A 16297-nucleotide genomic window follows, 5' to 3' on the forward strand; every position below is an offset into this window, starting at 1 on the left:
TCATTCTGAGCCCGTCGAAGAACTTTGAAGCATTTCGACAGGCTCAATGTGACAATTTATATCTCTGAACTATAAACCGATCTTATCGCATCCCTTAAGTTATACTTCGAAGCCATCACCTCTCCATAGGCACCAGCACTGCGGATGGCAAAAATATCGCCCCTGAACGATTCAGGTTGCTCTACTTCTTTACCAAAGCAATCGGTACTTTCACAGATGGGCCCTACAATATCGTATTTAACGACTTCGGACTTCGAACTCGTTACTCCAGACTGACTAAGATTTTCGATTTTGTGATAGGCTTGATATAAGGCTGGGCGCATCAATTCAGTCATACCGGCATCTAAAACCACGAAATTTTTTTTCTTTCCGTTTTTAATGTAAAGTACACGCGTAATCAATGAAGCCGATTGACCAACCAATGCCCTGCCCAATTCAAAATGTACTTCCTGACCAGGTTTAACAGTCAAAAATTCATTGAAAATCTTAAAATAAGATTCAAAGTCAGGAATCTGGTGATCAGGATTGTAATAATCGATGCCTAAGCCGCCACCAACATTTAATACTTTTAGGTTAAAACCCTTATCTTCAAACCAGGCTGCAAATTCGTTTACACGCACACAAAGGTTTTTGTACACATCCAAATTGGTAATCTGCGAACCAATGTGAAAATGGATACCAATAAATTTCAGGTTTGGAGATGCTTTTAAAGTTTCTGCGCACTCTGGCAAATCCCATGAGTTGATCCCAAATTTATTTTCGTCTAAACCAGTGGTAATGTTGTGGTGTGTATGTGCATCCACATTGGGATTGATGCGGATAGCCACCTGAGCTGTTTTACCTTTTTTACCGGCAAGTTCATTTAGTACCTCTAATTCCTGGATAGATTCTACATTAAAGCAGAAAATATCAAGATCAAGGGCTTCGTTGATTTCTTTATCCGATTTACCTACTCCGGCAAAAACGATTTTTTTGTGATCAAAACCTACTTCAACTGCTCTTCTCACCTCTCCTGCACTCACGCAATCTGCACCGAAACCAATTTCTTTAATCTGGTTTAACAGCACAGAATTAAAATTTGCCTTTAGTGCATAGTGAATGTGAAATTGATACGGAGCCGCTGCATCTGCGCAGGTACGCAAGGTTTTTTGCAACAGATCGGTATCATAGTAGTAAAAAGGCGTTTCTATATTGTTAAACTTTGATATATCTTTATCGGCGAACATGTTCAAATTCCTTATTATAATTTTAATTTTATTCTTTGGGCTAATTTATTTGGGTAACTACCTGGATTTAAAGCATGGAAGAATTACCCAGAAACAATATAATGGAAAAGTCCGGTTTTTTATCGTGTTACTCTTCATTGTACTGTTCCTCTTATTTATCAAAAAATGAAGATAGCAGCTGCCATATTTATTATTCTTATTCTTTCTGCAGGATTGTATAACTCTTACAAAAAGCATAAAAACGGTTTGCTACCGGCAAGCTTTCTGGCTTTTCACTTTCTTATCGGATTACTGGTAATAATCGGCGCTTTTTTCCTCTTATTCGAATAATCTATTGTGCAGGCTTCTTAAAGCTTCGGTTTTATACTCACTTAATATTAAAAGCGAAACGTTGTAGTTGCTTCCACCGTAAGAAATCATACGGATCGGAATGTGTTTTAAACCTTCTAAAACCCTGCTGGCGAAACCATGCTTCTCCGAACCGAAATCGCCCACTACACATACAATGCTGTGGTCGGTATCTACTTCTACTGTTCCGAAACTTTCCAACTCTTCGATAATCTGCGGCAAATGAGCTGTTTCATCAATGGTTAACGATACGGCAACCTCAGAAGTGGTAATCATATCAATCGGTGTTTTATACCGCTCAAAAACTTCAAAAACCCTCCGTAAGAAACCATAAGCCAACAACATACGACTCGATTGGATACGGATTGCCGTGATGCCATCTTTCGCTGCTATTGATTTAATTTTTCCTTTTTCGCTATCGTGAGTAATCAAAGTACCTGCAGCTGAAGGTTCCATCGTGTTTAACAAACGAACCGGAATTTTATATTTTTGTGCTGGGAAAACCGATTGAGGGTGCAAAATCTTTGCGCCAAAATAAGCCAACTCAGCTGCTTCATCAAAAGATAACTGTGCAATTGGTTTAGTGCCTTTAACAATACGTGGATCGTTGTTGTGCATGCCGTCAATATCCGTCCAGATTTGAACTTCTTCCGCCATAATTGCTGCACCTAATAATGATGCCGTATAATCACTACCACCTCGACGTAGATTATCTACCTCGCCAAAACTGTTGCGGCAGATGTATCCCTGTGTAATGAACAGTTTATTGTCTTTATGCTGCTCCAAAAGAGGCATTAAATGTTTCGTTGTAAAAGGAATATCAGGCTCATTATCTTCATCCGTTTTCATAAAATCTAAAGCCGGCAATAATACCGAGGGTACGCCGATAGATTTTAAATAAATATGGTATAAAGTTGTAGATAACAATTCTCCTTGGGCCAACACTACCTTCTCTTCAATTGGAGTAAAAATATCGTTCGCTAAGCCAGCTAAGAAACCAAAGTGATAATCGATCACTTCATTTCCCTGCTCTTGAAACTCGTCAGCAGGCAACAATTCAACAACAAAAGCTTTATATTTCTGGTATAGATTTTCCACGCACTCGCTTCCCTTCTTCTTATCTCCAGCTAAAAAATAATTTGCAATTTCTACTAAACTATTTGTAGTACCAGACACGGCTGATAATACTACAATCTGCTCTTCATTTGGATTAACGATATCCAACAACTTCGTCATGCGCTCAGGACTACCTACTGAAGTACCCCCAAATTTTAATATTTTCATTTAATGCTTATTGTTTTTAACGGTAATGAAGCTATCATAATTTATTTATTTACTTTTGGCTATAGAAAATTATGATGGTTTCAATTTTAAATACTAGAATATGTAATTTTCTTTATTATTGTATCGGGGCGTGAAATTAAACAAAAGCAGCTTAAAAGCAACACCCTCAACAAAATAAAATTTGGATGTGCTGAAATAAATGCGTTTCAACCAAACATCATTCAATAAAATTTGTTCAACACCAGATATTAAATTTAAAAAACAGCTCAATGCAGGCAATTGACCAATCAACACAAGCCACAATTAATCAGTGGTTAAGTGGAAATTATGATGAAAATACCAAGGCAGAAATTCAGGCCCTTGTGGATAAAGATGCAACTACCGAATTAACAGATGCATTTTATAGAAGTTTAGAATTTGGAACTGGTGGCCTACGTGGCATTATGGGTGCGGGTTCTAACCGGATCAACAAATACACTATTGGAACGGCTACACAAGGATTGGCCAATTATTTAAACAACAAGTACCCTCACGAAAAAATCAAGGTGGCCATTGCCCACGACAGTCGCAATAACTCCGATTATTTTGCTAAAATTACAGCAGATGTTTTCTCTGCAAACGGCATCCATGTTTATTTCTTCTCTGCATTAAGACCAACTCCAGAACTTTCTTTCGCTGTGCGCCATTTTGGTTGCAAAAGCGGTGTAATGCTAACAGCCTCGCATAATCCTAAAGAATATAATGGGTATAAGGCCTATGGTGCAGATGGTGGTCAATTTACTTCTCCTGATGATAAATTGGTGATCGATGAAGTAAATAAGATTAAAAGTATCGACGAAGTTAAATTCGACCGTGTTGAGGCGAATATCGAACTCATTGGAGAAGATGTAGACAAACTGTATTTAGACGGAATCACTGCACTTTCTATTTCTCCGGAAGCGATAAAAAGACAGCACGATTTAAAAATTGTATACTCTCCTATCCACGGAACTGGGATTACCCTGGTACCAAAAGCTTTGGCTCAGTTTGGTTTTACAAATGTAACCCTGGTTGAAGAACAAAGCACGCCAGATGGAAATTTCCCTACCGTAGTATATCCAAATCCGGAGGAAAAAGATGCATTGACTTTAGCAATGAACAAAGCAAAGGAAATTGATGCTGATTTAGTTTTGGCTACAGATCCTGATGCTGACCGTGTAGGTATTGCGGTAAAAGATAATGATGGCGAATGGGTATTGCTCAACGGTAACCAAACGGGCAGTTTATTAATCAATTACCTGTTATCAGCTTGGCAAGACAGCGGCAAATTAGATGGCAATCAGTTTATTGTGAAAACCATTGTAACCTCTAACCTGATCGAAGAAATTGCCAAAAAGAAAAATGTAACCTACTACAATACCTTAACTGGGTTTAAATATATCGGTCAGTTAATGACGGAACTAGAAGGTAAAAAATACTTTATTGGTGGTGGTGAAGAAAGTTACGGTTACTTAATCGGCGATTTAGTACGTGATAAAGATGCTGTGGTTTCTGCGGCTTTTATCTCTGAAATGACTGCTTATTATAAAGATAAGGGTGCAAGTTTATACAATGCATTATTAGATATGTATGTTGAATATGGTCTTTACAAAGAAGATCTGGTTTCGCTAACCAAAAAAGGCAAATCAGGTGCTGAAGAAATTAAAGCCATGATGGTTAAATTTAGGGAAAACCCTCCCGCAACATTGGGCGGTTCGAAAGTTTCAGTGCTAAAGGATTACGAATTAAGTCAGGAAACTGATTTGGCAACAGGAAAAGTAACTAAGCTGGATTATCCTATTTCAGATGTTTTACAGTTTATTACCGAAGATGGAAGTATTGTTTCAGCCCGCCCGAGTGGAACAGAACCGAAAATTAAATTCTATTGCAGCGTTAATGCTCCTTTAGCAGATAGAAAAGATTTTGACAAGGTTAACGCACAACTTGGCGATAAAATCAAAGCAGTAATGGCTGATTTGCAGGCATAGTTTTCTTAGTGTCGTCATCTCGACTGAAGCGCAGCGGAATGACGACATTATTTTCTTCAATTTATTTGTGTTCTCAAGTTTCCGTGGCAAATAATAAAGTCTTAGCGAGACGCTAAGACCAGACAAGAGTCAAAAGCTTTGAGTATGTAAAAAATGTCTTCTATTATTAATTCTTTTGAACCGACATCAAATCAATAAGGGATTTAGCTTTCGTGAAAGTATTATCAGTGTGTTCGCTACCCTTTAAAATTTCTTGTATATTAAATAAAATGGTTTGTTCAACAAAAGATTGAACAGAATTGATAATATTAAATTTCAAGCCACTAATGTATTTAAATTCCTCTGACTTTAGATGATCTTTAAGAAGGTTCAACAATGCCTTATCGTTCATAAAATGCTCAACACTTTTTGAGGTAGTTCCGATTTTGTATAAATACTGAATACGACCAACAAATGTAACAAGAAATAAGGTCTTGATCCATATTGATTCATTTAGGTAAGGTCTAACACTTTCAATATCATTTTGATATTTGCTTAATATACTCAATCTGCTTAAATCTATTGATTGAAGTTGAATCTCTACTGTGTTAGTTCCATTCCACTTTGGATTGTAAAGATCACCAAATTCTTCCTTTAAAATAAAACTATCCAATGATCGAACCATGGAGATAGACTCTCTTATAAGCAAATAATTTTCCCAGAATTTTTTTATAGCTTTTATCCTTTCAGCTTGATATGCTTGATAGCTTGAACTGCTCGAAGAAAGAATATTGTTTAGAATAGTCTGGTTCGAAGTTAAATCATCTTTAAATTTCTCTATTCTTTCGTCGTAGTCATGTTTTAGGCTTAATTTCACTTTTTCGGTAATACTATCCCGGAGCAATTTAACTAAGAAAATAACCACGGGAATGAGAAGTAAAGTGGCACCAGAATAATAGTAAATTGGGAGCATACAGAGCGTTTAGTGATGTACGAATATAGTAAGATATGATTGTAAATCAAATTTACCATTAGACTTCTACATGTGAGGTATTTTTGCTTACAATGCAGATTCCTGGTTACATTGATGATATTAGAGCTTGAGAGCTACAATGTGGTAAGATCTGCAATGCCGTCCTCGGCGCGATGTAGAAGTAACCATTTAAGTTTGACTTTAATATTTAAAATCTTGCTCTTTCTTATTTTTTCTTTGCTGCAACCAATTTCTTTAATACTTTTGCAGCGCAATACCCATGTTCAAAAAAATCTTAATATATCTTATCATTACGTGTACCGTTTCTAACGGCGCCATGCAATTGGTAATCTATTCTGGTTATAAAATGAACAAAGAATACATCACAAGTGTATTTTGTATCAATAAAGAACATCCAGAATTACACTGTGATGGACAATGTTTCCTAGCTAAAAAACTAAAAGAGCTTGAGGGTAAAAACAAACAGGCTCAGGAAAACCTGAAAAGGGTTGCAGAGGCTGAACCAAGATTTCAGGCTATTGCATTAAACCATCATCTTCCTTATTTCATCATCACTTCCGAAAATCTTTATATCGAAAAACCGGTTAAAGATCTTTCCATTTCCATCTTTCATCCACCGAAAACGGTTTAAGTAAATCTTTTTATTTTACGATCGTCACCTTGTCCTGATAATTGGGGATCAGTCTATTATTGTCAATAAGATGCTGAAATAAATTCAGCATGACGGCCGTATTAAAATTTCTTAAAATACTTTTTACTTATCCAATTTTCTTAAAATGAAATTATCACAATACTTTTTGGCATTGTTATGCCCTATTATATTATTATCTTCTTGCAAAAAAAATACCGATGAAGTTGCTGCAGATACCAAATCTACTTTCTCTATTGAATTCGAAAATCAGGTAAACGGAAGTCCGTTGGTTTTAAACACTACAACTTACAAAAATGCCAAAGGCGAAGATTTTAAGATCAATGTATTTAAATACTACGTAAGCAATATCAAATTAAGCAAAGTCGATGGTACAACTTATCTCATTCCGGAAAGTTATTTCTTAATCGATGCTTCGAAGACAGAATCGACAAACATTACGCTAAAAGATGTACCAACGGGTGATTATACCAAAATAGAATACACCATTGGCGTAGATTATGCCCGTAATTTTGCTGGAGCACAAACTGGTGCCCTAGATCCGACCAACGGCATGTTCTGGACCTGGAACAGTGGTTACATATTCGTTAAACTAGAGGGAACTTCACCACAATCAACAGCAACTGGAAATACAATTACCTTCCACATTGGTGGCGTTATTGACCCAAACAATACCATTAGAACTTTTACTACGGAGATTAATGCGGCAAACCCGCTTCGCGTGAGAACAGATGGTAAACCGAATATGCACTTTAAGGTAAATGCAGCTGCATTATTTACAGGTAAAACCGACGTGAGTTTCGCTACTTTGAATATGACCATGGGTGGGGCAAATTCTGTAATTGTAGCCAACAACTATGCAAATGGCTTATTTCGTTTAGATCACATTCACAACTAAATGTTAAGGAAAACAACCGTCTTCGCAATGCTTTTTTTAAGCATTGCGTTGATGTATGCCTGTAGCAAGAATGAAGATGAAGTAACGCCTGAGGAAAAGAAAATTACCTTTTTGGTTCCTGCCAACTTCCCTGCTCCTGTATACAATTTCGAAGACAATAAACTAAGTAATGCAGGTTTTGCACTGGGCAAGAAGTTATTTTACGAAGCTCGCTTATCGGCCGATAAAAGCGTTTCATGTGGAAGCTGCCACCAACAATTTGCTGCTTTTACACAACTTGATCATAAAGTGAGTCATGGCGTAAATAATTGCCAGGGAAAACGGAATACGCCTCCACTTTTTAATCTGGCATGGCAAAAAGCGTTCTTTTGGGATGGAGGTGTAAAAAACATCGAAACTTCTCCGCTCAATGCCATTACCGATGCCTGCGAAATGGGTACTGATATACAAACAATCGTTGCGTTCCTGAAAAACACGGCTCCTTATCCTGATTTATTTAAGCAAGCTTTTGGTTCAACAGAAATCAATTCGCAGCTGATTTTAAAGTCGATTGCACAATTTACGGCAGTATTGGTTTCTGGCAATTCGAAATACGATAAGGTAATGCGTAAAGAGAGTGGTATTTCTTTTACCTCTGCAGAATTGGCGGGTTACAATCTGTTCAAAGAAAAATGCACATCCTGCCATGCAGCGCCATTTTTCACAGATTTTTCTTACCGCAGTAACGGATTAGATCTGGTAAGTACCGATGAAGGGCGATCGCATATTACGGGTGTAGCTTCAGATTTAGGAAAGTTCCGGGTACCTACCTTACGCAATATCGAATATACGAGTCCATATATGCACGACGGGCGCTTTTACAGCTTGGATGAGGTTTTAGAACATTATAATTCGGGCGTTAAAGCATCAGTAAATCTCGACGTTCAACTAAAAAATGGCATCCCTTTAAATACCACAGAAAAAGAGCAGATCAAGGCCTTTTTAAAAACATTAACAGACAATGAATTTATCAAAAACACACTATACAGCGAGTCGTAAATTATTGATTTTAATTTTCCTACTCATGAGCAGTCAGGCTTTTGCCTGCGATATCTGCGGTTGTTTTATGGGCATCACCCCTTATTACAACCGCAACAGCATCAGCGTTTTATACCGTTATCGTTCATTTAGCGGCTATGAAGGGCAATCACATTCATTATTCCCTAATGGAGGAAATTTCTTTATCCCAGCGCGAAGTCAGGATTCACCAATAACCAATCATGCGGGCAATCCAGATGATTATGAACTTTACCGTTCTTTAGAGGTTAGAGGTAAATATTTCATCAACAGCAAACTGGAAATCAATGCCATTTTACCTTATGTTTCCAATAGCGAGCGCTATAATGGTTATACCTCCTCCATTTCTAGCCTGGGCGATATTAATTTGTATGCAGGTTACCATCTCGTGCAAAAACTAGAAGATAATTTCAAACAACAATTGATTGCCGGAGCTGGTATAAAATTGCCAACAGGTAAAAACGATTTCAAAAATGCGGCGGGTATCCGTTATTCTTCGCTGATGCAAGCTGGGACAGGAAGTACCGATGGTTTTGTATACCTAAACTACATGGTAGGCTTAGGAAAATTTGGGGCGAGCCTAAATACCTCATACAAGGTTAATGGAACCAACAGCCGCGATGAAAGTATTGCTAACAGCACGACCAGTTTCTTAAATATTTTTTATACCCAAAGAGTTGGCAAAGATATTCAGGTTATGCCATCAGCGCAGTTTTTTTATGAATATTCTGGCGGAGAAAAATACCAGGGCCAAAAAACAGGAGAACACGTCATGAATAATCTGATGGGCGGCGCAGGTATAGATGTTTTTTATAAGAATGTGGCGCTAAATGCAGGTATTCAAAAGAATATCTGGGAAGCTGAAACCGATCACCCAATGAGTGCAGGAAAGGTTTATGTTGGAATTACTTATAATTTTTAAATCACAGCATATGAACAGATTAAATCTTACGGTATTGTACCTAGTAACTACTTTGCTTTTTTCCTGTAAAACGGAACCTGATTCGAAAGCGATACGCCAGGAAGTACTTAACATCCACGATAAATTAATGATTGATGGGGAAAAAGTAGTAAAGAACAAAATGAAATTAGACAAACTCTTGGTTTCAGATCAGATTAAACTTGCTCAGGATTCGGTACTACAAAAACAAAAAATAAACGATTTAATTATACGGTTAAATGCAGCCGATGAAAAAATGATGGATTGGATGCACTTCTTCAAAGACGATTTTAAAGGAAAAACCGAACAGGAAGATCTTGATTATTATAAATCCGAAATGGTGAAAATAAGGGCCGTTGAAGATAGTTACATCAAGGTTACCAGAGAATCAGATTCGTTGATAAACGTATATCAAGTTAAATAAAACAGTCGGGAAGTCAGATGTCAGAAGGCCGAAGATATAGATCTTAACAATTTAAGTATCTAAACCTCGGTCTTCGAACATCCGGCCCTGGACTTTAAAACAATTCAAAATGAAAAAATTAAATTTCGCAATAATCCTAATTGGATTAACAACTCTATCATTAAAATCAAATGCGACACTGGTAATCAACGGATCAAAAACAAGCCGTATCGATTCTGCAAAGAAAGCAACGGTAGATCCGGTTTGTAAAATGAAAGTAAAAGCCCAGGCAGCTAAAACTACGGTTTATAATAAGGTTAGCTATAGTTTCTGTTCGGAGAGCTGTAAACAGAAATTTGTAGCGGAGCCGACGAAATACATTAAAAAGTAATAATCGGAAGTCCAAAGACCAGAGTTGGAAGATATGGAGCCAAAATCGTTTTAAACGCCCAAACTTCGAACTTTCGGACATCTGGCCCCGGACTTTTCCAAACAATTAACGTTCTAGACAGAATACCTCGTATATTTACACTTTTAACATAAAATCATGAATAAAATTACTGCTTACATTGCAACCTGTCTGCTAGTTGTTTCCATATTTACCGCTTGTAAACAAGATAGAAAACTTCCCTTTTATGGCGAACGTCATGCCGAAACCGTTAGAGATGCAGCTGGAATAGAGAAAATTGATACCGTTTACCAAACTATTCCAAATTGGTCTTTCTTAAACCAGGATAGCATAGTAACAACGAACAAGGCAACAGATGGTAAAATCTACATTGCTGATTTTTTCTTTACTTCTTGTACCACCATCTGCCCTACCATGCACCGCAACTTAATGTCGGTTTACAATGAATTTAAAACTAATCCGGATGTGATGTTTGTATCGCACACCATCGATTTTAAATATGACAGACCACACGTTCTGAAAAAATACGCTCAAAAATTAGGTGTAGACGGACCAAAATGGCAGTTTCTTTATGGAAGTAAAGACAGCGTATATACACTGGCAGAAAAGAACTATTTAGTGGCTGTTGGCGAAGATAGTACTGCTAAAGATGGGTATATCCATCAAGGATATCTGGTTTTAATCGATAAAGACAGACGGATCCGCGGTGCTTATGATGGCACTAAAGAAGAGCAGGTAGAACAATTAAAAAAGGATATCCCGGTTTTATTGGCTGAGTACAAAAAGTAAAATTATTAGCCACGGAGACACGGATCTACACGGAATAAAAAGAATTTATCTCCAATGATTTGCTCTATAACCAAACTAGTTTTTACCACAGATATACAGGATAAACACAGATAATAACTAAATCTGTGTTTATCTTTAGTTATCTGTGGTTAATATTAACAAAACATCAATGCGCAAGTACATTATCAATTCAATCTTTTTCCTTTTCATTATAGGCATCATCTTATCTTGCCAAAACCAGGAAACAATCGATCTGCAGAATTACATGTCGAACGGAAAAGATATTTATAAAGCCAAGTGCCAGAATTGTCATGGCGAAAATGGCGAAGGATTGGGTGAGCTCGCACCTCCATTAACTGATTCGGTATTTTTAAAAACAAACAAAAACCGCTTAGCTTGTTTTATCAAAAACGGGGCAAACGAATCTTTGATCGTCCATGGAAAAGAATACAAAGAAAAAATGCCCGCTTTCCCTGAACTGGCTGATATTGACGTAGCACAGGTAATGGTTTATATCACCAATTCGTTTGGCAATAAGCAGGGATTTGTACCCTATTCGCAGGTCTCAAAGGATTTGCAGAATTGTAAATAAATAATATTTTGTATATTTAAGGTATGACAACGATAACTCTACAAGTTCCAGATAGCTTAGGCGAACATGAGCACGATACGGTGCGCTTTATCGCTGCAAAGTTGTACGAATCTGGAAAACTATCATTAGGCCAAGCAGCAGCTATGGTTGGTTTATCAAAACATACTTTTGCAGAATTACTTTCTGATTATGGCGTTTCAATACTTAACTATCCCGTTTCAGAAATGTTAAGTGATGCAGAAAAAATATGAAATAGTAATCGCTGATACCAGTTGCTTCATTCTATTAGAAAAAATTGGGGAGCTGGGCCTTTTGAAATTACTTTTTTCAGAAATTATCACAACAGATACTATTGCTTCAGAATTTGGTTCACCTTTACCTCCTTGGATCCAAATTAGAACGCCTAAAAATATTACTTTTCAAAACTCATTAGATATTGATGCTGGCGAAGCAAGTGCTATTACTTTAGCACTAGAATCAGAAAGTTCGCTTCTTATTTTAGACGATAACAAAGGCAGGAAACTGGCTAGAAGACTAAATCTCCTTTTCACGGGCACATTGGGCATAATTTTAAAAGCAAAAAATGTCGGTATTATCCCTTCAATAAAACCTATTATTCAGAAAATACAAGAAACAAATTTTAGATTTTCTAAAAAGGTGCTAGATGAAATATATGCACTCGCAAATGAATAGTATTATCACGATTGTGATAATATGGATAAAAACCCCATCTTTACGCAAAATGCAGGTTATTCTATCGCTGTCTCGGGTAAAATCGAGAGAGAGGAAAGTCCGGGCAACGCAGGGCATCTCGCTTTCTAACGGAAAGGGGTTCAGGAATGAAAACCTGAATTACGGATTAGTGCAACAGAAAATATACCGTCCTGACTTTACGTCGGGATAAGGGTGAAAACGTGCGGTAAGAGCGCACGAGCATTACAGGCGACTGTAGTGGTTTGTAAACCCCGAGAGTTGAAAGACCAAATAGGCTAACGTATGTAGGGCTGCCCGTCCGATGTTAGTGGGTAGGTCGTTAGAGATAAACGGCAACGTTTATAGTGGATAAATGATAGAAATCCTGAGCAATCAGGAAACAGAACCCGGCTTATAGACCTGCATTTTTTTATTCACTTAATAAAATACTTTTTGTTTCGTCGAGTTTGGCCACTTCTGCTTCGCCCAAAACAGGAAACTTCAGATCCAGATTTTTTAATTTATCTTCAATAATTTCACTTATTGCCAATCGGGCAAACCATTTTTTATCGGCAGGTATGATGTGCCAAGGCGATTCTACTGTGCTTGTTTCGTTAATCGCGTCCTGGTAAGCTTCCATATACTTATCCCATAAAGCCCTTTCTTTAATATCGCCCGAAGAGAATTTCCAGTTTTTAGTAGGATCATCAATACGTTCTAAAAAGCGTTGTTTTTGTTCATCTCTGCTCACATTTAAAAAAAACTTCAAAATTACCGTTCCATTGGCCGTTAAATGTTCTTCAAAATTTCTGATACTCTTATAGCGCTGTTGCCAAAAGCTTTTATTGATCTTTTTTACATCATTAAGCCCTGGGATATTTTCGCTTAAAACATATTCGGGATGCACCTTACAAACCAAAACGTTTTCATAATGCGAACGGTTATGAATACCTATCCTGCCACGTTCTGGCAAAGCTTTATAATGTCTCCACAAAAAATCATGTTCATATTCTTCTGACGTTGGCACTTTAAAAGTATAAACCTGGCATCCCTGTGGATTTAGTCCACTCATTACATGTTCGATTGCACTGTCTTTCCCTGCAGCATCCATTGCCTGAAAAATAATCAGAACGGAATGTTTTCCAGATGCATATAATTTCTCCTGTAAATGATTGAGTTCTATTTTCGAATTCACCAATGCATCTTTAGCTTTTTCTTTATTATAACCGCCAGTATAATCTGTTTTGTGATTTTTTAAAGAAAATTTCTTATTGCCTTGTACAATTAATCCTTTAAATTCGTTTTTCATAATCATGTATTGGTTTTAGATAAATCGATGCATCAATAATTTAAATATAGAACTAAAAAATAAGTAAATTAAATACGTTAATTTGCATATAGAGTTTTTTATATTTAACGCCACAGCTTTTACCTAAAGATCATCTTATCCAATATGTTTAAAGAGATAAAAAACAAGTACTTACGTTATTCTACAATATTTTTATTTTTTATAATAATTTTCTTTTCTGCCCTTCAATTAAACTTTTTGTGGCTATTTGGCTACTCACCAAGTGTTCGAGATATTAAAGCGCCTACCCTTCGTGTAGGTTCGGAACTTTACACTGCCGATGGAAAACTGATTGGCAGATACTTTAAAGAAAACAGAACGCCTGTAAATTATAATGAAATTGCACCAAGCGTAGTGCAGGCTTTGGTCGCTACCGAAGACGTGCGTTTCTACAAACATTGGGGTATCGATGTGCAAGCGGTTGGCCGTGCAGTTGTTGGTTTAGGAAAAGATGGCGGGGCCAGTACCATTACCCAACAATTGGCAAAAAACCTTTATCGTACGCGGTATAATAAATCGCAGGGATTATTGATCAAAATACCTCTAGTAAGAACCTTAATTGTAAAATTAAAGGAATGGATGACTGCTGTAAAGTTAGAATCTAACTATTCTAAAAATGATATTATCACTATGTACCTGAATACCGTTTCTTTCGGTAACAATACTTATGGGATAAAAACAGCCAGCCGGATTTACTTTGATAAGGAAGCAAAAGATTTAGCCACTACAGATGCAGCCATGCTTGTGGGTATGCTAAAGGGCACAACGTTATATAATCCAACTAAAAACCCGGCAAAAGCATTAGAAAGAAGAAATGTGGTGCTTGCACAAATGAACAAGTACAAGTACCTAAGCAAAGATAGTTTGACAGAATTATCAAAGGAGCCGATTAAACTAAAAGAAGGCAAAATGCAGGATGGCAGCGATGGTGACTCTTATTTAAGGGCTGCTGTGGCAAAATACTTGGAGAAATGGTGTACTGATAATGGTTACGACCTTTATGAAGATGGATTAAAAATTTACACTACTATAGATTCTAAACTTCAAAAATATGCTGAGGAAGCAGTTGCCGATCAGATGAGGATTTTGCAGCGCAGGTTCTATAATGTGTGGGGCAACGAAGATCCTTGGTACGATTCGGAAAAACAAAAGGTTAATTATCCAGACAGGGCGATGAAAAACTTGCCGATTTACACACTTTTACAAAAGAAATTCCCTAACAGTCCAGATTCTGTTACCGCTTATTTTAATAAAAAGAAAAGGATGCAGATCTTCACTTACAAAGGCGATCGTGATACTTCATTCTCTACTTTGGATTCTATCCGTTATTATGGTAAAATCATGAATACCGGAATGATGACCATGGAACCCGCAAGTGGTAAGATTAAAGTTTGGGTTGGTGGTATCGACCATAAATTTTTCAAATACGATCACGTTAATCAATCTAAACGCCAGGCAGGTTCTACTTTTAAACCTTTTGCTTATTTAACGGCATTAGAACAAGGCATGAGTCCTTGTGATAAATTTACAGATAAACCTGTTAAAATTGCTTATCAGGATAAAGGTGAAACGAAATATTGGGAGCCAAAAAACGCTGATTACAGTGTTTCGTACCGCGAAATGAGTTTAAGGTGGGCAATGGCGAAATCAGTAAATACCATTACCGCCCAGGTAACCGAAAAGGTGGGCTGGGATAATGTTGTAAAATATGCGCACGAGTGCGGAATCGATAGCCATCTAGAATCTGTTCCATCTGTAAGTTTGGGTTCAAACGATGTTACAGTTTACGAAATGGTAAAAGCTTATGCTACCTTCATGAATAAAGGCATCAAAACTGATCCCATTTTAGTTGAGAAAATTACCGACCAGGATAACAATGTAATTGATGAGTTTAAACCTAAAACAAAAAGGGTTTTAACAGAAGAAATTGCCTGGTTAATGACTTATATGTTCCGTGGCGGTATGGAAGAGCCAGAAGGTACATCGCAGGCATTATGGGAATGGCCGGATCTATTTAGAAAAAACAATCAAATTGGCGGTAAAACGGGTACTTCTTCTGATTATGTAGACGCCTGGTATATGGGTTTAACCAAAGATCTGGTAACTGGCGTTTGGGTAGGTTGTGATGAAAGAACAGCACACTTTAAAAACGGTGAACAAGGAGAAGGCTCAAGAACGGCACTACCCATTTTCGCTAAGTTTATGGAGAAAGTATACCTCGATCCAAAATCCGGTTATACATATGGTCCATTCCCTAAAGCAACAGTTGATATTACTAGAACCTACAACTGCCCTAGTCCACGGATTATAAGAGATACCACATCAACCGATAGCTTAGCAGTAGATTCAACAGATTTTACCGTTCCTGAAACACCAGAAACGGTTATTCCTGTAACCATTGAACCTGAAGTAAAAAAAGAAGAAAAGAAAGTTGAACCTGTTCAAACTCCTCCAGCAACTACTGTTCCTTTAACCAGAAAGGAAGAAAGAGAACTGAGAAGAAAGCAACGTCAGGAAGAAAAAGAAAAGAAAAAGAACGAGAACAATCAGCCTTAGTTTTTATCGCGATAAATAACCAGATACCTCAACTATCTGCGCTTTTGAGCAGAAAAATTCTAAAAAGTGTTAAAATTTTAATACTGTTTTAAACAATTGCTATTTTTATTTCCCAAATCTCTTACAA

General features: G+C 37.1%; 16 protein-coding genes and 1 other RNA gene. 13 read left to right on the top strand and 4 right to left on the bottom strand.

Annotated features, from left to right (window positions below):
• Positions 1 to 56 precede the first annotated feature (56 nt).
• A complete protein-coding gene (lysA, locus tag AC1DNH_RS04250) occupies positions 57 to 1226 on the bottom strand; it encodes a diaminopimelate decarboxylase (protein ID WP_477610875.1) in 1170 nt (389 codons plus the stop codon).
• A gap of 318 nt (positions 1227 to 1544) precedes the next feature.
• Entirely contained in the window at positions 1545 to 2858 is a 1314-nt protein-coding gene (locus AC1DNH_RS04255; RefSeq protein WP_215128933.1) for an aspartate kinase, read from the bottom strand.
• A gap of 269 nt (positions 2859 to 3127) precedes the next feature.
• Between AC1DNH_RS04255 and AC1DNH_RS04260 the strand changes: the two genes are divergently transcribed.
• Positions 3128 to 4864, top strand: coding sequence for a phospho-sugar mutase (locus AC1DNH_RS04260; protein WP_477581753.1), 1737 nt, complete (start codon positions 3128 to 3130; stop codon positions 4862 to 4864).
• A 166-nt stretch (positions 4865 to 5030) separates the two neighbouring features.
• On the opposite strand, the gene AC1DNH_RS04265 is transcribed toward AC1DNH_RS04260, so the two are convergent.
• Positions 5031 to 5816: a hypothetical protein gene (locus AC1DNH_RS04265; protein WP_477581755.1), complete on the bottom strand. Its 786-nt coding sequence runs from the start codon at positions 5814 to 5816 to the stop codon at positions 5031 to 5033.
• 280 nt (positions 5817 to 6096) lie between these two features.
• On the opposite strand from AC1DNH_RS04265, the gene AC1DNH_RS04270 reads away from it, so the two are divergent.
• The 11 genes from AC1DNH_RS04270 (at position 6097) to rnpB (ending at position 12697) form a co-directional block, all read left to right on the top strand.
• Positions 6097 to 6468, top strand: a complete 372-nt coding sequence (locus tag AC1DNH_RS04270) for a hypothetical protein (RefSeq protein WP_477581757.1) — start codon at positions 6097 to 6099, stop codon at positions 6466 to 6468.
• Positions 6469 to 6613: 145 nt separating this feature from the next.
• Positions 6614 to 7384: an MbnP family protein gene (locus tag AC1DNH_RS04275; protein ID WP_477581759.1), complete on the top strand. Its 771-nt coding sequence runs from the start codon at positions 6614 to 6616 to the stop codon at positions 7382 to 7384.
• 27 nt (positions 7385 to 7411) lie between these two features.
• Complete coding sequence (locus AC1DNH_RS04280) at positions 7412 to 8422, top strand: cytochrome-c peroxidase (protein WP_477581761.1); 1011 nt, start codon at positions 7412 to 7414, stop codon at positions 8420 to 8422.
• The gene (locus AC1DNH_RS04285) at positions 8385 to 9362 is read left to right on the top strand and encodes a transporter (protein WP_477611133.1); all 978 of its coding nucleotides are present in this window, start codon (positions 8385 to 8387) and stop codon (positions 9360 to 9362) included. Before AC1DNH_RS04280 ends, AC1DNH_RS04285 begins: the two co-directional genes overlap by 38 nt.
• Positions 9363 to 9372: 10 nt before the next feature.
• A complete protein-coding gene (locus AC1DNH_RS04290) occupies positions 9373 to 9804 on the top strand; it encodes a hypothetical protein (RefSeq protein ID WP_477584186.1) in 432 nt (143 codons plus the stop codon).
• Positions 9805 to 9913: 109 nt separating this feature from the next.
• Complete coding sequence (locus AC1DNH_RS04295; RefSeq protein ID WP_477584185.1) at positions 9914 to 10174, top strand: YHS domain-containing protein; 261 nt, start codon at positions 9914 to 9916, stop codon at positions 10172 to 10174.
• A 156-nt stretch (positions 10175 to 10330) separates the two neighbouring features.
• Positions 10331 to 10981 carry an SCO family protein gene (locus AC1DNH_RS04300; RefSeq protein WP_477584183.1) on the top strand — a complete coding sequence of 217 codons (651 nt, stop codon included), beginning with the start codon at positions 10331 to 10333 and terminating at the stop codon, positions 10979 to 10981.
• Between the two features lie 169 nt (positions 10982 to 11150).
• Complete coding sequence (locus AC1DNH_RS04305) at positions 11151 to 11573, top strand: c-type cytochrome (RefSeq protein ID WP_477584181.1); 423 nt, start codon at positions 11151 to 11153, stop codon at positions 11571 to 11573.
• 23 nt (positions 11574 to 11596) lie between these two features.
• Positions 11597 to 11824, top strand: coding sequence for a UPF0175 family protein (locus tag AC1DNH_RS04310; protein WP_477584179.1), 228 nt, complete (start codon positions 11597 to 11599; stop codon positions 11822 to 11824).
• Positions 11808 to 12266: a PIN domain-containing protein gene (locus tag AC1DNH_RS04315; protein ID WP_477584177.1), complete on the top strand. Its 459-nt coding sequence runs from the start codon at positions 11808 to 11810 to the stop codon at positions 12264 to 12266. Before AC1DNH_RS04310 ends, AC1DNH_RS04315 begins: the two co-directional genes overlap by 17 nt.
• A 48-nt stretch (positions 12267 to 12314) precedes the next feature.
• Positions 12315 to 12697, top strand: an RNA gene (gene rnpB / locus AC1DNH_RS04320) — RNase P RNA component class A.
• Here rnpB and AC1DNH_RS04325 read toward each other — a convergent pair.
• Complete coding sequence (locus AC1DNH_RS04325; RefSeq protein WP_477584175.1) at positions 12697 to 13575, bottom strand: polyphosphate kinase 2 family protein; 879 nt, start codon at positions 13573 to 13575, stop codon at positions 12697 to 12699. The two genes, rnpB and AC1DNH_RS04325, sit on opposite strands and share 1 nt — an antisense overlap.
• Before the next feature lie 144 nt (positions 13576 to 13719).
• Between AC1DNH_RS04325 and AC1DNH_RS04330 the strand changes: the two genes are divergently transcribed.
• Complete coding sequence (locus AC1DNH_RS04330; protein ID WP_477625206.1) at positions 13720 to 16170, top strand: transglycosylase domain-containing protein; 2451 nt, start codon at positions 13720 to 13722, stop codon at positions 16168 to 16170.
• Positions 16171 to 16297 lie beyond the last annotated feature (127 nt).

This window comes from Pedobacter sp. 01N310 (genome assembly GCF_056399805.1).